A 21,279-nucleotide genomic window follows, 5' to 3' on the forward strand; every position below is an offset into this window, starting at 1 on the left:
AGGATGCCACGTGCCACGGGGCAAGGGAGCGGCCCGCGAAGGGAATCCTGCGATTCTCCGGCGACCACGAGTAGGTTCGACCCATGAGGCTCCTGCTACGCATCCTGGTCACCGCGTTCGCGATCTGGCTGACGACGGTGCTGTTCAGCGACCACGTCGAGGTCATCTCTCCCGAGGGAACCGGCCCGTACCTGCTCTCGCTGGTCGTGATCGCCGTGATCTACGGCCTGGTGCACGCGATCATCAAACCTCTGGTCAACCTCCTGGCGCTGCCGCTGTACCTCCTCACGCTCGGGCTGATCTCCTTGCTGATCAACGCGCTGATGCTGTGGATCACCACGCTGGTCACGGGACTGTTCGACAGCTACGGGCTGGAAGTCACCGGAGGATTCTGGTGGTACGTGATCGCGGCGCTGGTCATCGTGTTGGCGCAACTGGTCGTCATGGCGATCCTTCCCGACCCGTCGAGGCGCCGGAACTGACGCCGCCCACGACCCGTTCGGCCCGGTAGAACACCGTCTCGGCACGCTCCGCACGCAGAAGCGGCTCGATGCGGTCGACCACGGCGGCGACGCGCGGGTCGCCCGCCTCACGAGCCAGCGCCAGGGTGCGGGCATGTGTCGGGATCGAGTGCGCACGAGAGGCGTCCCTCGCCGCCGCCTGGTCCACTCCGGCCGGCGACGCGCCCAGCACGCGTCCGATCGTGACGCGATCCGGAGCACGCGGGTTCTCCGTACTCGACCGGCCGTCCGTGCCGGAGACCACCTCCTCGGCCGTCTCCAGGTGAAGTACGGGCGTGCCGGGCAGGGTCCGGAACGTGGCGACGGGCGCACCGGCCGTCACGACCCCGCCGATCCGATACCGCTCCGCGACGGCGGGGCTGCCGGCCAGGGCCGTGACGACGATCCCGCCGAGGCTGTGTCCCACCAGGACGACCGGCTCGTGGGGCCCGATGCCTGCCGCGGACATCGCCGCCTCCACGGCCTCCGTCGCCTGGTCAGGACGGCCGGCCACGAGCTCCAGGTCGGAGAGGCCGTCCCACGGATGGGCAGCTGGTGTCGCCGACTGCGTGCCGGGCACCAGCACCAGCCACGACGTCGTGCCGTCCGCGCCGACGGTTCGCTGCACGGCGACGGTGGCTTGCGGCGCACCGCTGCGGGGGTACAGGTCGTCGATGCGGGACAGCGCCTCACCCACCGTCCCGGCACCTTGATCGCGCCAGGCGGGCAGGCCCCCGGCGAACTCCTCGGGCCGGGACCGTTCCAGCCGGACGCTCCGGCCCAGGGTGCCCACCGGCACGTCCCGTACGGCGTCGGCCAGCGCGCCCGCGCCGCCCGGAACCCCGTGGCCGGTACCGGCAGACCAGGCGACCCCGTGGCCGAAGCCGTATGCGAGCTCGTCGGTCCACCGTGCGCCGTCCCGGACGACGACGCCGCCGAGCCCCCCTGCGGCTCGGCGGCCGTCCTCGACGGCACGCTCCTCGGCCCCGCCTGCGGGCGCGTCCCCCCGCTCACCAGGTGGTCGGCGGCCGCCGGCCCGGTGCGTTCCCGCCACGTGGAAGGCGGCTGCGGAGCCGGGCACGACCGGTCGTCCCACCGCCCTGGCCGACTCGTTCAGGACGGCCAGACTCCCCAGAGCCCGGTATGCCGAGGCGAGCAGGCGACGGACCGGCGGGACGCCCACGGCCGTGCCGATCGCGAAGCCCTCGGCCGTGACCAGTCCGCCGACGAGCCGCTCGGCCAGCCCCTCTGCCTCGTCGTACAGCCCGGCGACCCGCAGCAGCCGCCACCCGAGGAGGTCGAACGCCGCCGCGCAGCGCCTCAGCCCGGACGTCGCCGCCTCGAGCGATGCACACACGGCTCGGCGCGCGGCCTCGGACTCGAGCCCGGCCGCGCCCAGGCCTGCGCCGGCCGATGCGGACGCAAGAGTGCCGGGTTCCACGGCGACGGAGCCACCTGCCACGTCCGCCCAGGCGGTACCGGCCAGTCCGGCCGCTCGCCGGAGGCTGTCCGCGACCCCCTCCATCCGTGCCGCGGCGAGCCGAACCTGCGCCGCGTCGACGGCGGACGGCCCGGTTCCACCCGTGACGACGATCGTGTCGGACGGGGCGCGCGGTCCGTCCGGCCGTGGATGCGACGGAGCGGCCGAGGAGGTCACGCCAGCTCTCCCACCAGTCGTCCGGCCTCGTCCAGGGCATCGAGCTCGGCCACGAGCAGGCGAGTCAGTGAGGCGGCCTCGTCACGGAACCGCTCGGCCGCCGCCGAGTCCCACCCGACCCGCGTGGCCTGCGCCGCGTCCTCCATGGCGGCCTCGACCAGTCCGCGAGCGGCTGCGAGAGCCGGCATCGGCTCGAATACGCTCACCTACCCTCCCCCCGTCGTGTTCCGTACTGTCCGCGCCGGTACGACGCTACGGGCACAGTGGTTGCCTCCACCGGGCGCCGCTCGGCGCGTGTCGACAACTCCTCGGCGGACGCCTGTGTGGTCAGCGTCGCATCCACGGAACCGCGTGAGGACGGGACGCCTGGGCCGCCGGAGCGCCTCGCGTGGGAAACTGGTGGACGTGCCAGAGACCACCCTGAACACGTCCGTCCCGGCCCGCGTCAGCCTCGCCGAGGTGACGCCGCCCATCGCTCTCGGTCCGCTCGACGGCCGGTACCGCTCCGCCGTCGCGCCGCTCGTCGACCATCTGAGCGAGGCCGCGCTGAACCGCGAGCGTCTGCTCGTCGAGGTCGAGTGGCTGATCACGCTGTGCAACGGCGTCGACGGTGTCGCGGGACCGGTGGTCCCGGGAGCACCGCGCCTGACGGACGAGGAGATCTCCTACCTGCGCGCGATCCCCGCGACGTTCGGCGCGGACGAGATCGCCGAGCTCAAGGAGATCGAGCGCACCACGGTGCACGACGTGAAGGCGGTCGAGTACTTCATCAAGCGGCGCATCGCGGCAGCACCCGAGCAGATCCCGGGGACGGACCTGCCGGCGGCGTCGGAGCTGGTGCACTTCGCGTGCACGAGCGAGGACATCAACAACCTCTCGTACGCCCTGATGGTGGCAGGCGGGGTCCGTGGCGTATGGCTGCCGGCGGCGACGGCGCTGGTCGACCAGATCGCGGACATGGCGCGTGAGCACAAGGCGGTGCCGATGCTCAGCCGCACGCACGGGCAGCCGGCGACGCCGACCACCATGGGCAAGGAGCTGGCGGTCCTCGCGCACCGGCTGCGGCGCCAGCTGCGGCGGATCGAGGGCGCGGAGTTCCTCGGCAAGCTCAACGGAGCGACCGGGACGTTCGGGGCGCACACGGTCGCCGTGCCGGGTGCGGACTGGCCGGCGGTCTCGCGAGCGTTCGTCGAGGGGCTCGGGCTGACCTGGAACCCGCTGACCACGCAGATCGAGTCGCACGACTGGCAGGCCGAGGTGTACGCGGACATCGCCCGGTTCAACCGGATCCTGCACAACCTGGCCACCGACGTGTGGACGTACATCTCCATGGGCTTCTTCACCCAGATCCCCGTCGCGGGAGCGACCGGGTCGTCGACGATGCCGCACAAGGTGAACCCGATCCGGTTCGAGAACGCGGAGGCGAACCTCGAGATCTCGTGCTCGCTCCTGGACACACTGGCGGCCACGCTGGTCACGTCGCGCCTGCAGCGCGACCTCACCGACTCGACGACGCAGCGCAACATCGGCCCGGCGTTCGGGCACGGCCTGCTCGCGATCGACAACGTCTCCCGCGGCCTGAAGGCGCTGGCGGTGAACGCGGTGCTGATGGCCGAGGACCTCGACGAGAACTGGGAGGTGCTGGGCGAGCCGGTTCAGTCCGCGATGCGCGCCGCCTCGGTGGCAGGCGTGCCCGGCATGGACAACCCGTACGAGCGCCTCAAGGACCTCACGCGTGGGCAGCGGGTGAACGCGGAGCGGATGCGTGAGTTCGTCACCAGTCTGGGGCTGCCCGACGACGTCTCCGCACGCCTCACGGAACTGACCCCGGCGGCGTACACCGGGCTGGCGGAACAGCTCGTGGACGAGTATCTGGGCTGATCGGGATATCGCGGCGGTGCCGGTCCCGCAGGCGTCTCGCGTGACGCCTGCGGGACCGGACCGGCACCATGGCGCCGGTGGCCGCGCCTGCCGGGATCGGCAGGCGCGGCCATCGGTGTTCTCAGGCCGTTCGAAGGCTCGCCGCACGCAGGGAGCGGGAGCGGGAGACCATGAACGTCGTGGCGGCCATGCCTGCCAGCGCCCAGACGACCACCGCGACGCAGGCCGCCGCGACCCCGCCCGTGCCGGCGGTGATTCCGGACAGCGCGTCCTGAGCGGCTCCGACCGGGAGGAACGCGGCCAGTGCGCGGATCCCTCCTGGCGCGGTCGAGACCACCCCGGCGGCGATGACCAGGACAGCGACGATGAGGCTGATGCCGCGTCCCACATGCCCGAGCGCGGCGGCGAGTGCCTGGTTCACGGCGACGAACGCCACGGACACGAGGGTGCCGACCCCGATCGCGGCCGCCCAGCCACCGGCGTCGAGGCCTTCGACACCGGCGAGGATCGCTCCTGTGAGTGCCCCGGTCGCGAAGCCGATCCCGGCCGGCACCGTGAACGCTCCGAGGGCCAGGCGCAACGAACCGCGTGTCGACCCGCGTGCGCCGAACGGTACGGGCGGGAACACCAGCATCAGTCCGAGCGCGCCGAGCCAGAGGGCCAGGACCGCGAACATGGGTCCGGTCGCCCCGGTGCTGAGCTCGGATGCTCCGCTCACCTCGACGGGATCCGCCACGACGGAGGCCAGGGTCTGGCGCTCGGAGTCCTTGTAGTCGGGGATCTCCTCGGTCGCCTGTCCGAGACCGTCGGACAGGTCGTTCGCTCCCCCGGCCATCTCGTTGATGCCGACCGCGAGATCGTCCGTCCCGGTCGCGACCGCCGCGATTCCTCCCGAGAGGTCTCCGGCGCCGGATGCGAGCCCGCCCGCGCCGTAGGCGATACCGCCGGCGCCGGTGGACAGCTCGTTCGCCCCACCTGCCAGGCTCGTGGCCCCTCCGGCAAGGTCTCGCGCACCGGCAGCCAGGCCTGACATCCCGGAGGCGGCGTCGTTCGCCCCGGACTGGAGCTGCCGGAGCCCGCCGGACAGCTGACCGGCGCCCTCCGACAGACCGGTGACACCGTCGGCTATTTCCTGGGAGCCACCGGCCAGCCGCGCCGACCCGTCCGCGAGGTCGTTGGCCCCGGTCGCCAGCCGATCGAGCTCGTTGGAGACGTCCCCGATTCCGGACTCGACCCCGCCGTTGAACTCCGCCAGCTTCGCGCAGAGTCCCGCAACCGTGGGGTCCTCCTCGGCGAGCGGCCCAGCACACAACTCGCCGAGTGCCGCGCTCAGGTCCTCGAAGTTCGCGCCGAACTCCTCGACAGCCGCAAGGGTTTCCTGCGCCTGGCCGGTGAACGCACCGACCTCCTGATCCATCGCGGCCAGGCCGTCGGCCAGCTCCTGCGACTTGTCGGCGACCTGCTGGGCTCCACCCGCGAGCTGGTCCGCGTTGGCCGCCAGGTCACCGGTACCGTCCGCGCTCCTTCCGATACCACCTGCGAGGTCGTACAACCCGGAGGAGAGGCCGTCAGCTCCCGCCGCCCACTGGCGGGCGCCTCCGGCCCACTCGCCCGCGCCTCCGGCCCACTGGCCGGCGCCGCCCGCGAGTTCGCCGGCGCCGCCCGCCAGCTCGCTGGCACCGTCGCCGAGCGCCGACGCGCCGTCGGACGCCTGGTGCGCGCCGTCAGCGAGTTGTTCCGCGCCGTCACCGGCCTCGGCGGCGCCGTCGGCGAGCTCACCCGCTCCGTCCGCCGCCGTGCCGAGCTGATCGGACAGGGTGGAGAAGCCCATCAGGACGTTGTCCACGTACGTCTCGGTGAGGGTGTCGCCCAGGACCCGCGTCGCCGTCTGCGCGACGATCTGGGCGAGAGCGTCGTCCAGGATCCGCCCGTCCGGGGCGGTCGTGACGTCGATGGTCGCCTTGCGCGCCTCGGACGGGTCGTCACTCCCGTACGACGTCGCCGCGGCGGAGAAGCCCTCGGGAATCGTCACGACGGCGGCGTACCTGCCGTCGGCCATCCCCGACGCCGCGTCCTCCTCGTCGGTCACCTGCCAGTCGTAGCTCTCGTCCGACGGCCGCACGGCGGCGGACTCGCCCTCCTCGGGTGTTTCTCCGCCGCTCACCAGGCCGGCCGTGAGCTGCCGGCCGAGTGGAACCAACTGCTCGTCGACCGTCACCGGCTCGTCGAGGTTCACGATCGCGGCAGACACGGTGTCGAGCCGTTCCTGCGGGTTCCACAGCGCCGCCAGCAGCAGCACCAGAATCATGAGCGGCAGCAGTGCGACAGCCACCGCTTGCGGCCGGTTTCGTACCGGCTCCGGCCGCAGCCACCTCGTCGCGTTCATCGCCGAACCTCCCACATCGAAATCTCGTTCCCGCTCCGGTCCACAAGGCCGGCGGCACCGGTCACGCCGATGTCCAGCACCGGCGTACCGGCCGGGGCCAGGTCCGTCGCAGGGGCGCCGACCGCACCCACCACGACGGCGATGTCCTCGCGCTGCGTCTCCGCGAGCACCTGGGCCAGCTCCATCCGTTCGGCGAGATCGCCGACCATCTCGGTGCCGACCACCACGACGATGCGTGCGCCGTCCCGCACCGCCTGCCGGACCGCCCGGCCCGGCCCGGTCCCGGCACCCGCGTCGTCGATCTCTCCGGCATCGACGACGGCCACCCGTCCGCGCACCGTCGCCGCCCGTTCGGGCAGCGCCAGACCGGTGGTCTTGAGCTTGCCCTCCAGCTCGATCCCGCCTGCACGCACGATCCGTCCGGCGATCGCAAGCAGCACGCCGCCGACCTGGGCCGCGGAGTCGCCGCGGACGAGCAGCGCCGCCCCGGACGGAACACGGACGTTCACCGGGCCCGCCACCACGCCGGCCTCGCTGCGGATGACCAGCCCCTCGGCCGCGACCGCGTCATCGGCGCCGGGCTCGGGCCAGTCGGCCAACGCGATCTCCCGCGCCAGTCCCTCGCCCTCGACGTCGAACGACGGCAGCACGGCGTCGAGCTTCCGCGGGATCCACCACGCCTTCTCACCGAGCAACGCCAGGACCGCGGGCACCAGCATCATCCGGACCACGAACGCGTCCACGAACACACCTACCGCCAGGCCGAGGGCAATGGGCTTGAGATTCATGTCCCCGTGCGGGACGAACGCGACGAAGACAGCCGTCATGATCACGGCAGCCGCGGTGACGACCCCGGCAGCGCCCCGGAATCCGGCGCCGATGGCCTTGCGCGCGCGATCCCTGCCCCTGCCGTGCACGTACTCCTCACGGATGCGGGAGACGAGGAAGACCTCGTAGTCCATGGCCAGGCCGAACAGCACACCCATCAGGACGATGGGCATGAAGCTGATCACCGGTCCCGTCCGGGTCACGCCCAGGAGGTCGGCGAGATATCCGTTCTCGAAGACGAGCGCGATCACGCCGAAGGCGGCGCCCACGGACAGCAGATATCCCACGGTCGCCTTGATCGGCACCGCGACCGACCGGAACACCATGGTCAGCAGCACCAGCGACAGCCCGACGACGAGCAGGGCGAACGGCAGCAGAGCGGCTCCCAGCTTCGCCGAGACATCGATCCCGACCGCCGTCGAGCCCGTGACCGCGAGGTCGACCCCATAGGTGTCCAGGAAGTGATCGTGCAGGCTTCGGATCTCGTGGACCAGAGCCTCGGTCTCGGCCGACGTGGGGCCGCTCTCGGGGATCACCTGCACGATCCCTGTGTCCGCCGACTCGTTGGGCGTGGCGAGGGGCACATCCGCGACGCCTGGCAGACCGGCCAGCTCATCGCCGATGTCGTCCATCAGCGTCACGGGATCGTTGCTCGTCACGATCGTCCCCGTGATGATGAGCGGCCCGTTGAAGCCGTCGCCGAACTCCTCGGACACCAGGTCGTAGGTCACGCGGGCCGAGTTGTCCTCCTCCAGCACGCCGGCGTCCGGCAGCGCGAGGCGAAGGTTCATGGCGGGTACGGCGAGAGCACCGAGCCCCACCACCACGAGCGCGACGGTCACCGCCGGGAAGCGCGTCACACCCCGCACCCATCCGGCGAAGAACCGGTCGGCGACGCCGTGCGGCCGTGTCGCGGCCGCCTCGGCATCTGCCTCCTCGCCATCTGCCTCCTCGGAGATCGCTCGCGAGCGTTGCCTGGGCCGCAGCCGCTCGCCCGCCATGGCCAGCACCGCCGGCAGCAGGGTCAGGGACACGACGACGGTGACACCCACCGTCACGGCGGCCGCCACACCCATGACCGAGAGGAACGGGATGCCGGCCACGCTGAGCCCGACCAGGGCGATCATGACCGTCAGTCCCGCGAAGACCACGGCGGAACCCGCAGTCGCCGTGGCGCGGGCCACCGATTCCTCGACCGGTAGCCCGTCCTTGAGCTGTTCCCGGTGCCGCGACACGATGAACAGCGCGTAGTCGATGCCCACGGCCAGCCCGAGCATCACGGCCAGCATCGGCGTGGTCGAGCTGATCGGGCCCAGGGACGTCGCGGCGAACAGCAGGGCCATCGACACCCCGACGCCCAGCAGCGCGTTGAACAGCGGAAGGCCGGCCGCGACCAGTGACCCGAGGGTCATCACCAGGACCACGAGCGCCACCAGCAGCCCGACGCCCTCGACCAGGGAGAGCTCCGGGAACTCCTGGGCGAAGAGCTGGCCGCCCAGATGCGCCTCACCGCCGGCGGGCAGCGCGGCGTCGAGGGCCGCGGCCTCCTCGGACAGGGCGTCCTTCGTCTCGTCGGTGATCGAGCCCTGGTCACCGTCGAGCTGGATGGTCAGCAGGGTGGCGGTGTCGTCGTCGGACACCGAGGCCGGCATCTGGTCGTCGTACGGGGACGTGACCGCCGCGACCTGGGAGACGTCGCCGAGGGCGGCCACGCCGTCCTCGACGGCGCTGCGCACGTCGTCGGCGAACACGTCCGAGCCGTCCGGCGCGACGACGATGACCTGCGCGGAGGCGCCGCTCACCTGTGGAAATGTCGCCGACAGCTGGTCGAGCGCGAGCTGTGACTCGGTGCCGGGGATCGTCACCTCGTTGTCGAGGCCTTGTTGGAGCAGGCCCGCGGCGCCGCCGGCGATCCCGAGCACCAGGATCCAGCCGATCAGGACGAGCCGGCGTGCGCGCACGGCCCAGCGGCCGAGCGAGTAAAGAGCAGAAGACACGAACGCTCCCAGGGGGTTCCAGTGGTTCGATGCATCACTGTATCGGATACATTCGTGTATCGGAACCTGAGCAACCGGACTACACTCCGTAGTCGCACCACCACCCGAGGAGAGAGATCGTGACCGCCGAGCCGCTGCGCGACAACGCCGGGACGGACGCCGGTACAGCCGCACGTCCGTCACCGATCGACCGCGCCCTGGCCAACACCCTGACCCCGCGCCGCGAGCGCACCCGGGCCCGCCTGATGGACGCCGCCTACACCATCTTCGCCCGGGACGGGATCAACGGCGCCTCGATCGAGGTCGTCTGCGAGACGGCGGGTTTCACCCGAGGCGCCTTCTACTCCAACTTCGGTAGCAAGGAGGAGCTGTTCCTCGCGCTCGCCGACCGCCTCAAGCGACAACAGCTCGACGCGCTGGAGGCTGCCACCGCCGCGCTGGACCCCAGCGAGTTCCGCTCCGGAACGGTCAACCACGAGGTGATCACCTACATCCTCAACGCGGTGTCCACCGATCCGGACCACCGTCAGTGGACGCTGCTGAACTCCGAGCTCGAACTCCTCGCCATGCGGGATCACCGGGTCGCGGAGCTCTACGCCGCCCACGTGGCCACGCTCCGGGAGGAACTCGTCGCCGCCATCACGCGCATCCTCAACACGCTGGGCCTGCGCTTCGTGATCGGGACGGGCATGGCCGTCGAGCTGCTTCTCGCCGTGCACGACGCGGGCGCACGCCGACAGGCCGTCGAACGCTCGCTCGCGGAGTCGGGCGCCGCGGACACGTCCACGGGACCAGGCAACCCGGAACAGGCCCTGCTGAGCGACATGGTCGACTTCCTCATCACCCCGAAGGCGTGACGCGAAGACCACTCCTGGACCACCTCGCACGGGAACGGCCGCCGACCACGAGCCGGACCGGCCAGCCGGCAGGTCGCCGAATGCCCACCGGGTTCGTCGTGCCCGTCTACTTCGTGGCGCGGGTCATCGAGTCGATGGTGGCCAAGAGCGAGGCGCGCGCGGACGAGCGCGCACAGGCGAGCGCCTGAGAAGCTCCCGAACGGACGCCGGGGCAGGGGGATCGGACGGATCCCCCTGCCCCGGACCGTCACCGGACGGCCTCACCACGCAGCGTTGCGCGCCAGCTCCAGGGCCATCTCCTGCCACCAGGCACCCGCCGCCGGGCCGCCGTTGCACTCACCGTCGGACTCTCCTGGGAGCTTCACCCAGAGCAGGGCGTCGAGGTGCGTCCCGTCGTCGACGAGCGCCGGACGCTCGCCGAGCGCGCGACCGCCGGGGTTGCACCAGTCACTTCCGGGGCCGTTCCCGTTGCGCGAGGTGTCGATCACGAACGGCCGGCCGCCGAGCTGGGCCGAGACCTGCTCGCCGTAGGCTCGCGAGTCGGCCGTGGTCCGGTAGTTCGACGTGTTCAGCGCGAAGCCGACGGCGCCGTCGAAGCCGACCTGCTGCAGGCGGCTCGCCGCCTCGCCGGCGCTCAGCCAGGCGGAGTGGCCCGCATCGATGTACACGCGGGCGCCCGCGTCCGCGAGCGAGTTCGCGGCGTACCGCAGGAACCCGACGCGGTCCCCCTGACCGTCGCAGTCACCGAGCTGCGCGAGCGCGTCGGGTTCAAGAATTACCCAGGGCTCCCCTTGGATCCCCGAGGCGACGGTGTCGACCCACTGGGCGTACTCGCTCTCCTCGACGCCGCCCCCGGAGTGGCTGCCGCAGTCGCGGCCTGGAATCGCGTACACCGTGAGCAGGGGCGTCGCCCCGGCCGCGACGGCACGTGAGGTGTAGTCGGCCACCTCCTGACGCGAGTGGTCGGCGTCGGCCCAGCTGCCCACCCAGTAGGACTGGGGTGTCAGCGCGATCTTCTCCAGCAGTTCCCTGTCGGTCCCGGAGGCCGCCTGCCACGCCTCGTACGCCTGGGTCCCCGTGTCGACGTAGAACTCGCCACCGCCCGGCGGATTCGGTTCGGTGGGGTCGCCGGACGGGTCACCGGTCGGGTCTCCCGTCGGATCCGCCGTCGGTTCACCACCGACGTCGCCCGTGCACAGCGTGTCGTTCATCGCGAAGGACGACGGCGTCCCCGCCGTCCCGGTCGCGATGAGGCCGAACGTGGCCGAGCCTCCGGTGCCGAGGCTGCCGTTCCAGCCGACGTCGGATGCGCGCGTGCTGCCGCCCGACTGCGTCACCTGGGCGTTCCACGCCTGTGTGACGTTCTCCCCGGCCGTGAACTGCCAGGTGAGGTTCCACCCGGAGATCGGCTCGCCGAGATTGGTCAGTGTGACGTCGGCCTGGAAGCCGCCGTCCCACGAGTTCGTGACACGGTACTCGACGCCGCATCCTTCGGCGGCGGCGGCGCTGGTGGCGGCGACGGTTGCCGCGGTGAGGGCGCCTCCTGTGCCGAGCGAGACGACAGCGGCCAGTGCGGCCCACCTCGCCCGTCGTCGGGAGCTCGAGGTACGCATGGGGATCTCCTTCGATCGGTGCCGTTCCGCGCCAGACCGTACGAAGGCCCGCGTCGGACCGGCACCTCCCGAAGCGTTTAGATGCGTGACCTGCGCGGGAAGCCGCCAGCGCACCCTCACCGGGCCATGAAAAAACCCGCCACCAGATCGGCGTGTCGTACAACTTCACATTGTCCTGAATCTGTGTAACAGTTTTCCCACGGCGCCCCGCACGGGGCGCCGGCCAACTTCACCAAGCAGCACTGCACAAGCACCACGCAGGCAGCCCCCGAGCACACAGCCACCGGAGGTCAGCAACGTGACGCACTCGGATCGCGCGACGCAGAGCACCCACTGGACCCTTTCCCGTTCGCGGGGTTCGAGCCCCGCGAGGCTGCTGGAACTGAGGGTCGGCGGATTCGGCAGGCGCGAGTTCCTCACCATGGCCGGGATCGGCTCGGCCGCCACCGCGGTCTGCGTCACCATCGCCGCCCTCGATCCCGCCCTCTTCTTCGGCACCCCGTGGTGAGATTCCCCTAGCCACCCGCGGGACGAACCCTCCACCGCTACCCGGCCACACGTGGCCGGGACGTGCGGGTATCCCAGAACACCGTCTCACGCCGACAGGCCCGGACAACGGCGTCCGGGCCTGTTTCCCTTACCGCCGAGATTCCTCATGACCTGGAGTGACGTGGACCATGGCTAGTCAAGAACCGGCTCAATACGCTGAGGCGATGACCGCGCAGTTCGAGTACGACGTCGTCGACAACACCGAGGCATCACGCTACGAGGCCCGCCTGACCGATGGAGCCGTGGCCGGCTACCTGGAGTACCGCGTCGAGGGCGGCACAGTCGTCATGCCCTCCACCGTCGTGGACCCGAGGTACCGGGGCCACGGCATCGCCGCACGCCTGGCACGCAACGCACTGGACGAGGCACGCACCGGGCGCAAGAAGGTGGAGCCACGTTGCTGGTACCTGGCGGAGTACATCGAGAAGCACCCGGAGTACGCAGACCTGGTCGGAGACTGACCCGAGGCTGACAGGCACCGGATGCCCCGCGAGGTGCGCGAACCTGGCACCATCGACCTATGCACCCGCGCGCCGGAACTGTTGCGACCGCAGACGACCTGATCGACGTCGACCACGTGGTCGGCGCCTACTACGACCTCACACCCGACCCCGAGAACCCCGCGCAGCGGGTTGTCTTCGGCACGTCCGGGCACCGGGGCTCAAGCCTCGACACCGCGTTCAACGAAGCCCACATCATCGCGACCACCGCGGCGATCATCGAGTACCGCCGCTCTCAGGGCACCGACGGCCCGCTGTTCATCGGGCGCGACACGCACGCCCTGTCCCTGCCGGCCTGGCAGACCGCACTCGAGGTACTCGCGGCGGCGGGCGTCACCGTGATGGTCGACGCCCGCGACTCCTACACGCCCACGCCCGCGGTCTCGCAGTCGATCCTCCTGCACAACGAGGCACTCTCCGAGACCGGGGTCCGCACGTCGGGCCCCGGCCTGGCCGACGGCATCGTGGTCACGCCGAGTCACAACCCCCCGCGGGACGGCGGGTTCAAGTACAACCCGCCGCACGGCGGACCCGCCGGATCCGAGGCGACCGGCTGGATCGCCGACCGGGCGAACGAGCTCCTGGCCTCCGGAACGGGATCCGTCGCCCGGGTCTCCCTCGAGGCCGCTCTTGGCGCGGACACCACGCACCGGCACGACTTCCTGACGACCTACGTCGACGACCTCGCCACCGTGCTGGACCTGGAGGCCATCCGCTCGGCCGGGGTACGGATCGGCGCGGACCCGCTGGGCGGGGCATCCGTCGAGTACTGGGGCGAGCTCGGCGAGCGGTACGGGCTCGACCTGACCGTCGTGAACCCGCAGGTGGATCCCCGCTGGGCCTTCATGACGCTCGACCACGACGGCAAGATCCGGATGGACTGCTCGTCGCCCTCGGCGATGGCGTCGCTGGTCGGCCGCATGAATCCGGCCGACGGATCGCCTGCGCCGTATGACATCGCCACCGGGAACGACGCCGACTCCGACCGGCACGGCATCGTCACCCCGGACGCGGGCCTGATGAACCCGAACCACTACCTGGCCGTCGCGATCCGATATCTCTTCTCCGGAGCGCGCCCGGAGTGGCCCCGGACGGCGGCGGTCGGCAAGACCCTCGTGTCGTCGTCACTGATCGACCGGGTCGCGGGCGATCTCGGCCGACAGGTCGTCGAGGTCCCGGTCGGGTTCAAGTGGTTCGTGCCCGGGCTGCTCACCGGTGAGATCGCGTTCGGCGGCGAGGAGTCGGCCGGCGCGTCCTTCCTGCGACGCGACGGGCGGGTGTGGAGCACGGACAAGGACGGGCTGCTCCTGGCGCTGCTGGCCTCCGAGATCCTCGCGACGACCGGAACGACGCCGTCGCAGCAGCACGCGGAACTCGTGCGACAGCACGGCGAGTCCTGGTACGCACGCGTCGACGCCCCCGCGACCCGCGACGAGAAGGCTGCCCTCGCCACGCTCTCGCCGTCGGACGTCACGGCGACCGAGGTCGCCGGAGAGCCGATCACGGCAGCCCTGACCGAGGCTCCGGGCAACGGCGCGAAGATCGGCGGTCTCAAGGTGACCACACCGAACGCGTGGTTCGCCGCGCGCCCCTCCGGCACGGAGGACGTGTACAAGATCTACGCCGAGTCATTCGTCTCGGCGGACCACCTGGCCCAGGTCCAGTCCGCCGCGAAGGACGTCGTGAACGGAGCACTGGCCGGGCGATGACGTTGCCCGCGGGCGCCCTCCGGCCAGGGCGCCCGCGGGAAGCCCGGCGCGTCTCTCCGTCACGACCGCTGCGGTCACGTTTTCTTCACGCTACTTTTCGTGCGCGCGCAGATACTGCCTTGATACGTTGCAGGAGCTTTCACTCGATCTTCACGTCGGGTCGCTCAGGCTGCCCTCAAGGAGACCCATGCTCGTCTTCATCGTCCTCGGCATCGTCGGACTCGCTCTCGGTCTGCTCTCGGTCGCCCTCGGCGATCTCTTCGAGCTGGGTGACGGCGCCCTGTCAGGCACCTCGCTCGGCGCCGGGCTCCTGCTGTTCGGGGCCACCGGCGCCGTGGTGACGTCATCCGGCCTGCCCGTCGTGGCCACGTACCCGATCGCCGCAGCCATCGGCCTCGGCGTGATCCTGCTCGTGAACCTGCTGCTCAAGCGCCTGCGACAGTCCGACGACGCCACCCCACGGTCGATCGTCGGCCAGCAGGGGGCCGTGACATCCGAGGTGTCACCCGCACACGGCGAGGTGTCGCTCGACAACGAACTGGAGACCCGGATGGCCTTCGCGGACATGCCGCTCCCGCAGGGCACTCGCATCGCCGTCGTCGAGCAGCACGGCAGCCGGGTGAAGGTCATATCGGCCGAGTGATCGGCGCAGGCCCTTTCGCCGGTCCGCATCGTGAGTCCGGCGGTCACGCCCGCACGGCGGACGCCGACATGACCGGCGCCAGCCCCCACGAAACACCCCCCAAGGAGTACATGTGTTCCTCGCCAGTGCCGCCGTCGTCAGCGTGATCGCTGTCGTCGCCGTCGTCATCGCCCTCCTGATCCTGATGGCGTTCATCTCCAGCAGGATCCGGCGGGTCCCGCCGAACCAGGCCCTCATCGTCGTCGGCCGGGGTGCAGGAAAGCGCGAGGCAGACCTCGCGAACCAGAGGGTCGTGGTCGGTGGCCGCACCTTCGTCTGGCCCGTGCTGCAGCAAGGCTTCTCCATCTCCCTGGAGCAGCGCCAGATCGGCATCGTCGTCGAAGGCGTCGACGCCAACCGCATCAAGGTGGCGATCAAGGCGTCGGTCAACTTCAAGGTTCGCGGTGACGAGGAGGGCGTCCGCCGCGCCGCCCAGCGCTTCCTGTCCCAGCAGGACATGCTGACCGAGATCATCAAGGAGGCTCTGGAGGGCTCGCTGCGCTCGATCGTGGGCGACATGACCCTCGAGGAGATCATCTCGGACCGCAAGGGCCTGTCCGATCGTGTGGTGCAGTCCACCAAGCTGGACCTCGCGGAGCAGGGCCTGCAGATCGACATCCTCAACATCTCGGACATTTCCACCCCGGGCTCGGACTACCTGGAGAACCTCGGCCGCGCCGAGTCCGCACGCGCCCGCCAGCTCGCCGAGGTGTCCGAGGCCGAGGCCAAGCGGGTCTCGGAGTTCGCCGTCATCGAGGCCGCGGAGCAGATCGCGCAGCGCCAGAAGGAGCTCGACCTGAAGAAGTCCGCGATCAAGGCCGAGACGGACAGGGCTCAGGCCGAGGCGGAGGCCGCGGGCCAGCTGGCCCGGGCGGAGCAGGACCGGACCGTCGCCGTCGAGGAGCGCGAGGCGATGGCGGAGAAGGCCCGCGTGGAACAGGAGCGCCTCGACATCGAGATCCGCAAGCCCGCGGAGGCCCGCGCCTACGCACAGGTCCAGGAGGCGAACGCCCGCCGCGACGCCGAGAACGCGTCGACCCAGGCGGACGCGTTCAAGCGCACGACGATCGCCGAGGCGAACAAGACCGCCGCCATCCAGGACGCCGAGGCCGCGGCCGAAGCCGTACGACGTGCCGGTGAGGCCGAACGCGACAGGCAGGTCGCCCTCGCCGCCGGTATCCAGGCCGAGGGCGAGGCCCGCGCGGCCGCGGTCGAGGCAGAAGGCCGGGCCGAGGCCTCGGCCACTGACGCCAAGGCGGAAGCGCTGCGCAAGTACGGCGAGGCCGCACTGGCGCAGGAGCTCATCGAACGCCTGCCCGAGATCGTGCGCGCCGCCGCCGAACCCCTGGGCAGCATCAAGGGCATGACCGTCGTCTCCACCGACGGCGCCTCGGCGATCACCCGGAGCGTGGCGAGCGTGCTCGGTGAGGGCCAGGGCGTCATCAAGCAGCTGACCGGTGTGGACATCAAGGAGCTCATGAACGGCGTCGCGGGGGCCGGCCTCGGCGGTGCGACGGCGGGCAGCTCCGACGTCGGCAACGGGTCCGCCGACAGGTAGACGGGCGGGCGCGGGGGCACGACCGGCAGGACAGCGCCGGGTCGGTCACGGCGCCGTTGCCCACGCGGTCGCTGGGGCCGGTCCGACGACGGACCGGCCCCAGCGTTTCCTGCGGCGGACCGGACACGGAGCGCCGTCGTGGACGCCACGGTTCCGTTCCGCACGGTACGGGCCTCGGCCGGAGGCACCCCCCAGCGGCACCTCCGACCTCGGCCCCTGACATCCGATGGCATGCCGCCCTGAGATGCGGGTGCACCCCCCAGTGAAAGCCCGCGAGCGGAGCCGCGAACCGGATGTCAGCCGTCGGCCGACAGCGCATCAGCGGAGCGCTGCCGACGATCGGGACTCCCGTGACGGATCGGCCCAGCGCGAGCTGGTCCCTCGTGACGACAGCCCCGAACTCGTCACGCTCAGGCTGGGGAGACAGGAACCTCGAAGCTTGCGAGCGAGCGTGGTATCGGGCGGTCCCGGGTCCGGCCGCGGAACCTGACCACGCCGGGCGCGATCAGGACGGTCAGGACGGCCAGCGCCTCGCCGCCGCCGGCGCGCAACGGCGACCCGCTCTCGGCGCCGAACGCCACGAGAACGGTGTCCGAGCCTGACACAGGGGCAGGGAGATCATCGGCGGGGATGCCCAGGGCGGCCGCCGCCGGGACGGGGGAGCCGCCCTCGGCCTCGGCCAGCTCCACGAGCGCCAGACCGCCCGCCGCGATCGCGAGCAGCAGGGCGGCGCTCACAACCCACCGGCAGAGCCACGCGGTGCGCGGATTCCGGTGGTGTGTCGACGCCATGAACAGTAGCCATCCGTGTGGATCTGGGGGTTCATGGACAACTGTGGACTCTTTTCGCCGTGGCTGCAACGGCGACCAGGAAGGCTTGCGCACGGACTATGCGATGACCGTGCCGAAGAAGAGTCCGAGCAGGTACGTCACCACGGCCGCCCCCAGCCCGATGAGCAGTTGCCGCGCCGCGCGCGTGAGCGGGGAGGTTCCGGACAGCAGGCCCACGGTCGCGCCCGTGACGAGCAGTGCGGCTCCGACCAGCGTGGACGCGACCGCCACCGCGCCCATCCCACCGAAGCCGAGAAGATAGGGCAGGACGGGAATCAGCGCACCGGACGCGAAGAAGCAGAACGACGACGCGGCGGCGCCCCAGGCGGTCCCGTGCGTCTCGTGCTCGTCCACGGGCCGCTCACCGGCCGGGTCGGACCGCTCCGTCTCGAAGGCGTCGCTCGCGTCCTCCTCGCCGGGCAGAGCCGGGTCGCCCGCGTTCCCGTCCCGGTGATCGACGCCGGTGGAGGCGGCGAACGGGGCGAGAACCTCAGCTGCCCGGACCTCGGCCTGGTCGGGAGTCAGGCCTCGGGCACGGTAGACGAGCGCCAGCTCGTTGGCGTTCAGGTCCAGGTGCGGCAGGGCTGCGGCCGCGTCGGGCGACGGCGACGAGGCTTCCAGGAGCTCTCGCTGCGACCGCACCGACACATACTCCCCCGCCGCCATCGACAGGGACCCGGAGAGCAGGCCCGCCAGTCCGCTCAGCAGGATCGTCTGCTGCGAGACACCCGAGGCGCCGATGCCGAGCACGAGCGCGAGGTTCGAGACCAGACCGTCGTTCGCGCCGAACACCGCAGCGCGGAAGGTCCCCGACAGCCGGTTCCTCCCTCGCGTGGCCAGGCCGCGTACGACCTCCTCGTGGATCTGCTCGTCGGCGGCCATCGTGGCCGTCGCGTCCACGTCCCGCGAGTAGGCCGAGCGCGCCTCGGCACGTTGTGCGAGCGCCAGCACAAACACGCCGCCGAACCTGCGAGCCAGGGATCCCAGCACGCGGGAGCGCCATTCGGTGCGCAACGGATCACCGACGTCGTCGCCCAGCAGGTCGAGCCAGTGCGTCTCATGCCGTTTCTCCGCCTCGGCGAGCGCGAGCAGGATCGCACGCTCCTCGCCGGTGCGACGCTGCGCGAGATCGCGATATGACGCGGCCTCGGCGCGCTCGGCCGCCAGATAGCGTCGCCAGCGGCGGATGTCGGCGGGTGTGGGTCCAGGCATGGTGCCATGATCGCAATGCGAGGCGGATCACGGGTTCCGGAAGGGGACGTCTGCGGTTTCCCGTGCCCGGAACTCGCGGCTCCCAGCATGTCGCCCTATCCAGCATCACTCTCGGCAAGGCACAATGGTCGCCGTGATCATCCTCAGCGCCCACGGGGACGCCCTTGGTGATCCGGGTGCGATCGGCTGGGCTTGGGTCGACCACATGGACGGCAACTTCGACTCCGGCGGTGCCGCGAGCGGCACGGACCAGTCCGCCGGGTTGACCGCCGTGCTCCGCGCGATCGAGGCTCATCCCGGCGACGAGCCGCTCCTCGTCGAGTCCGGCTCGCAGCAGGCGATCCGGGTCGCCTCCGAGTGGCTCCCCGTCTGGAAGGCGAACGGCTGGCGTACGGCGGCCGACGAGGCCGTTCCCGACGCCGACATCGTGCATGCCCTCGACGACGCCGTCGCCGCACGCACGGGCCCGGTCCGCTTCCGCCATGTGCGGGGGCACATCGACAGTCCGTTCCACGAACGCGCCCGGCACCTCGCGGAGCTTTCCGCCGCGGACTGGTCGGCAGGACGCGGCGACCTCGACGGCTTCCTCATCGGGAACATGCCGCCGGCGGCGCAGGCTGCGGACCTGGCCGGCACACCACTCGGCGAGGACGAGCCCGACGACGCGGCCGCGACACCCGGCCCGGCCGAGACCGCGCCTGGCCCCGCCGCGGACGACACGGACGCCGGGGTATCGCACCCCGCGCGACGAACCCCTGCGAGGGACGGCCAGTCCGCCTCCTGGGAGCCGGCGACCCTGTTCTGACCGGCCGCTCCGACCGGTTCACGCAACGGACGCCGTTTCGTGCTGCCCGTGCGGCGGGCCGGGCTCCCGCGCGGGAGCCGTCCGGGCTGCACCCTGACGTCACACCGCCGTGAGGCGCATGCCGTCCTTCCGCGCGTCCGCGGGGACAGCGTTCGACTGCGTGAGAGCCCCTGCCTGGGCGTGGAAGTCCAGCCGGTCCGCGACGGTCCGTGCGTGCCGCGCCATGTCGTGGGCGATGGCGACGCTCTCACCGAGGTAGCTCGACGGATCGACGAGCCGTCGGATGCGCGCGGCATCGAGGTGCTCACGCACCGTGCCGTTCCGGAGCAGCAGGTCGAGGAACGACTCGTCGCCCACGGCGGCCGTCTGGGCGATCTCGTAGACGAGTTCGTGCGCGCTCTGGCGCCCGATGCGTTCGCCGAGCTCGAGCATGAGGGACTCGGAACCCATCAGCCCCTCGGACAGCGCCAGATTCGCGCGCATCCGCTGCTCGTCGAGCTCAAGGCCGGACATGATCACCGACAGGCGCACCAGCAGGTCCCCGGAGAGAGTCGCCGCCTGGCCGATGAGGTCCTCCAGCAGCGCGGTCATGCCGCCGTTCGCCTCGTGGTCGTGCATCATCGACTCGAGTGCCGGTCCGGCGAGTGCGCGCAGCTGCGCGCTCATCGACTGGACGTCCAGGGCGAGCTGGGGGTTGCGCTTGTGCGGCATCGTGGAGCTGCCGACCGTGCCGTGCGGGATCGGCTCGAAGGCCTCGCCGAACTCGGGCTGCATCAGCGCGTACACGTCCTTGCCGATCTTGCCGGCGGTCCCGGCCAGCAGGCCGAGCACGACGACGAACTCGACCATGCCGTCGTTCACGGCACGCGACGGGACCGGCATGGTGCCCAGGCCCAGCCGCTCGGCGACGCCGCGCTCCACCGCGCGCCCGTGCGGCCCGAAGGAGGCGAACGTCCCGACGGCGCCGCCCATGAGCACGCGGAACAACCGGTCCTCGAGGCGCTCCAGCCGGTCGACGGTGGCGGTGAGCTCGTCGATCCAGACCGCGGTCTTGAACCCGAAGGTGACCGGAACGGCGTGCTGGGAGTGCGTGCGGCCCGGCATGGGCACGGCGGCCGACGAGTCGGCGAGCTTGGACAGGGCCCGCAGCGTCGCGGCGAGGTGTCGCTTGAGCGCCCGCTGCACGTCGCGCAGGACCAGGATGTCGGCGGTCTGCGTGATGTTCTGGGTGGTGGCGCCCCAGTGGATCCACTCCCCGTGCTCGGGCCCGACGACGCGGGCGAGCTCGTCGACCAGTGGCACGAGAGGGTGGCTGGCCGCCACCGTGGCATCGGCGATCCGGGACAGGTCCAGCTTCTCGATCCGGGCGGCGGCCTGGATCGCCGCGCCCGCGTCCTCGGGGATCAGCCCGACCTCGGCCTCGGCCTGAGCGAGCGCGGCCTCGACATCGAGGCGCCGCTGGAAGCGGTTCTCGGCGCTGAAGAGGTGCTTGATGCCGGGCTCCGGGACTCGGCCGTCGGTATAACGCCGAGACCATTCGTCGGACATCTTCGCAGCCCCCTGGGGGTGTCGGCGGTGGTACGGGCCAGCCAAGCCTAGTCGAATGTTTCCTGAATGTTAACCAGCCGACCGGGTGAAAGCAGGGCGAGCTCGGCGAGCCTGACGGAATCGCCCGCACCGCGACCGCCAGGCTCGCCGAGGTGGCCCCCGCGAGA

The 21,279-nt window shown here is 71.3% G+C and carries 17 protein-coding genes; 9 read left to right on the top strand and 8 right to left on the bottom strand.

Annotated elements, in window-relative coordinates:
- The first annotated feature begins 83 nt into the window (after window positions 1–83).
- Window positions 84–482 carry a phage holin family protein gene (locus tag HGK34_RS07240; RefSeq protein ID WP_201845909.1) on the top strand — a complete coding sequence of 133 codons (399 nt, stop codon included), beginning with the start codon at window positions 84–86 and terminating at the stop codon, window positions 480–482.
- On the opposite strand, the gene HGK34_RS07245 is transcribed toward HGK34_RS07240, so the two are convergent.
- Window positions 442–2,157, bottom strand: a complete 1,716-nt coding sequence (locus HGK34_RS07245; RefSeq protein WP_201845910.1) for an alpha/beta fold hydrolase — start codon at window positions 2,155–2,157, stop codon at window positions 442–444. The genes HGK34_RS07240 and HGK34_RS07245 overlap by 41 nt on opposite strands.
- Window positions 2,154–2,363, bottom strand: a complete 210-nt coding sequence (locus HGK34_RS07250; RefSeq protein ID WP_201845911.1) for a hypothetical protein — start codon at window positions 2,361–2,363, stop codon at window positions 2,154–2,156. The genes HGK34_RS07245 and HGK34_RS07250 overlap by 4 nt, the downstream gene beginning before the upstream one ends.
- Window positions 2,364–2,553: 190 nt before the next feature.
- Between HGK34_RS07250 and purB the strand changes: the two genes are divergently transcribed.
- Entirely contained in the window at window positions 2,554–4,038 is a 1,485-nt protein-coding gene (gene purB / locus HGK34_RS07255; RefSeq protein WP_201845982.1) for an adenylosuccinate lyase, read from the top strand.
- Window positions 4,039–4,159: 121 nt separating this feature from the next.
- Here the strand turns inward: purB and HGK34_RS07260 are convergent, their stop codons facing one another.
- Both HGK34_RS07260 and HGK34_RS07265 read right to left on the bottom strand, forming a co-directional pair.
- Window positions 4,160–6,424, bottom strand: coding sequence for a YhgE/Pip domain-containing protein (locus HGK34_RS07260; protein ID WP_201845912.1), 2,265 nt, complete (start codon window positions 6,422–6,424; stop codon window positions 4,160–4,162).
- Entirely contained in the window at window positions 6,421–9,249 is a 2,829-nt protein-coding gene (locus HGK34_RS07265; RefSeq protein ID WP_201845913.1) for an MMPL family transporter, read from the bottom strand. Before HGK34_RS07265 ends, HGK34_RS07260 begins: the two co-directional genes overlap by 4 nt.
- 119 nt (window positions 9,250–9,368) lie before the next feature.
- On the opposite strand from HGK34_RS07265, the gene HGK34_RS07270 reads away from it, so the two are divergent.
- Window positions 9,369–10,106, top strand: a complete 738-nt coding sequence (locus HGK34_RS07270; RefSeq protein ID WP_201845914.1) for a TetR/AcrR family transcriptional regulator — start codon at window positions 9,369–9,371, stop codon at window positions 10,104–10,106.
- Between the two features lie 260 nt (window positions 10,107–10,366).
- Here the strand turns inward: HGK34_RS07270 and HGK34_RS07275 are convergent, their stop codons facing one another.
- The gene (locus HGK34_RS07275; protein ID WP_201845915.1) at window positions 10,367–11,719 is read right to left on the bottom strand and encodes a glycoside hydrolase family 6 protein; all 1,353 of its coding nucleotides are present in this window, start codon (window positions 11,717–11,719) and stop codon (window positions 10,367–10,369) included.
- Between the two features lie 298 nt (window positions 11,720–12,017).
- Here HGK34_RS07275 and HGK34_RS07280 point away from each other — a divergent pair, with 298 nt between their 5' ends.
- From HGK34_RS07280 to HGK34_RS07300, 5 genes are all read left to right on the top strand, one after another.
- Entirely contained in the window at window positions 12,018–12,227 is a 210-nt protein-coding gene (locus HGK34_RS07280; protein WP_201845916.1) for a hypothetical protein, read from the top strand.
- A 205-nt stretch (window positions 12,228–12,432) separates the two neighbouring features.
- Entirely contained in the window at window positions 12,433–12,729 is a 297-nt protein-coding gene (locus HGK34_RS07285) for a GNAT family N-acetyltransferase (protein ID WP_201845917.1), read from the top strand.
- A gap of 59 nt (window positions 12,730–12,788) precedes the next feature.
- Window positions 12,789–14,477, top strand: a complete 1,689-nt coding sequence (gene pgm / locus HGK34_RS07290; protein ID WP_201845918.1) for a phosphoglucomutase (alpha-D-glucose-1,6-bisphosphate-dependent) — start codon at window positions 12,789–12,791, stop codon at window positions 14,475–14,477.
- 187 nt (window positions 14,478–14,664) lie between these two features.
- On the top strand, window positions 14,665–15,120 hold the full coding sequence (locus HGK34_RS07295) for an NfeD family protein (RefSeq protein WP_201845919.1): 456 nt from the start codon (window positions 14,665–14,667) through the stop codon (window positions 15,118–15,120).
- A gap of 112 nt (window positions 15,121–15,232) precedes the next feature.
- Window positions 15,233–16,717, top strand: coding sequence for a flotillin family protein (locus HGK34_RS07300; RefSeq protein ID WP_307815840.1), 1,485 nt, complete (start codon window positions 15,233–15,235; stop codon window positions 16,715–16,717).
- A 410-nt stretch (window positions 16,718–17,127) separates the two neighbouring features.
- On the opposite strand, the gene HGK34_RS07305 is transcribed toward HGK34_RS07300, so the two are convergent.
- Both HGK34_RS07305 and HGK34_RS07310 read right to left on the bottom strand, forming a co-directional pair.
- Window positions 17,128–17,454, bottom strand: coding sequence for a hypothetical protein (locus tag HGK34_RS07305; RefSeq protein WP_201845920.1), 327 nt, complete (start codon window positions 17,452–17,454; stop codon window positions 17,128–17,130).
- Window positions 17,455–17,604: 150 nt separating this feature from the next.
- Window positions 17,605–18,759: a VIT1/CCC1 transporter family protein gene (locus HGK34_RS07310; RefSeq protein ID WP_201845921.1), complete on the bottom strand. Its 1,155-nt coding sequence runs from the start codon at window positions 18,757–18,759 to the stop codon at window positions 17,605–17,607.
- 124 nt (window positions 18,760–18,883) lie between these two features.
- On the opposite strand from HGK34_RS07310, the gene HGK34_RS07315 reads away from it, so the two are divergent.
- Window positions 18,884–19,564, top strand: a complete 681-nt coding sequence (locus HGK34_RS07315; RefSeq protein WP_207193277.1) for an RNase H family protein — start codon at window positions 18,884–18,886, stop codon at window positions 19,562–19,564.
- A gap of 99 nt (window positions 19,565–19,663) precedes the next feature.
- On the opposite strand, the gene HGK34_RS07320 is transcribed toward HGK34_RS07315, so the two are convergent.
- Window positions 19,664–21,112: a class-II fumarase/aspartase family protein gene (locus HGK34_RS07320; protein ID WP_201845923.1), complete on the bottom strand. Its 1,449-nt coding sequence runs from the start codon at window positions 21,110–21,112 to the stop codon at window positions 19,664–19,666.
- Window positions 21,113–21,279 lie beyond the last annotated feature (167 nt).

The organism is Myceligenerans indicum (assembly GCF_016742955.1).
Classification (GTDB): Bacteria; Actinomycetota; Actinomycetes; order Actinomycetales; family Cellulomonadaceae; genus Myceligenerans; species Myceligenerans indicum.

Coding starts and splice junctions, on each gene's coding strand:
- HGK34_RS07240 (WP_201845909.1), top strand. CDS start 84: ATGAGGCTCCTGCTACGCATCCTGGTCACCGCGTTCGCGATCTGGCTG.
- HGK34_RS07260 (WP_201845912.1), bottom strand. CDS start 6,424: ATGAACGCGACGAGGTGGCTGCGGCCGGAGCCGGTACGAAACCGGCCG.
- HGK34_RS07275 (WP_201845915.1), bottom strand. CDS start 11,719: ATGCGTACCTCGAGCTCCCGACGACGGGCGAGGTGGGCCGCACTGGCC.
- HGK34_RS07285 (WP_201845917.1), top strand. CDS start 12,433: ATGACCGCGCAGTTCGAGTACGACGTCGTCGACAACACCGAGGCATCA.
- pgm (WP_201845918.1), top strand. CDS start 12,789: ATGCACCCGCGCGCCGGAACTGTTGCGACCGCAGACGACCTGATCGAC.
- HGK34_RS07295 (WP_201845919.1), top strand. CDS start 14,665: ATGCTCGTCTTCATCGTCCTCGGCATCGTCGGACTCGCTCTCGGTCTG.
- HGK34_RS07310 (WP_201845921.1), bottom strand. CDS start 18,759: ATGCCTGGACCCACACCCGCCGACATCCGCCGCTGGCGACGCTATCTG.
- HGK34_RS07315 (WP_207193277.1), top strand. CDS start 18,884: ATGGTCGCCGTGATCATCCTCAGCGCCCACGGGGACGCCCTTGGTGAT.
- HGK34_RS07320 (WP_201845923.1), bottom strand. CDS start 21,112: ATGTCCGACGAATGGTCTCGGCGTTATACCGACGGCCGAGTCCCGGAG.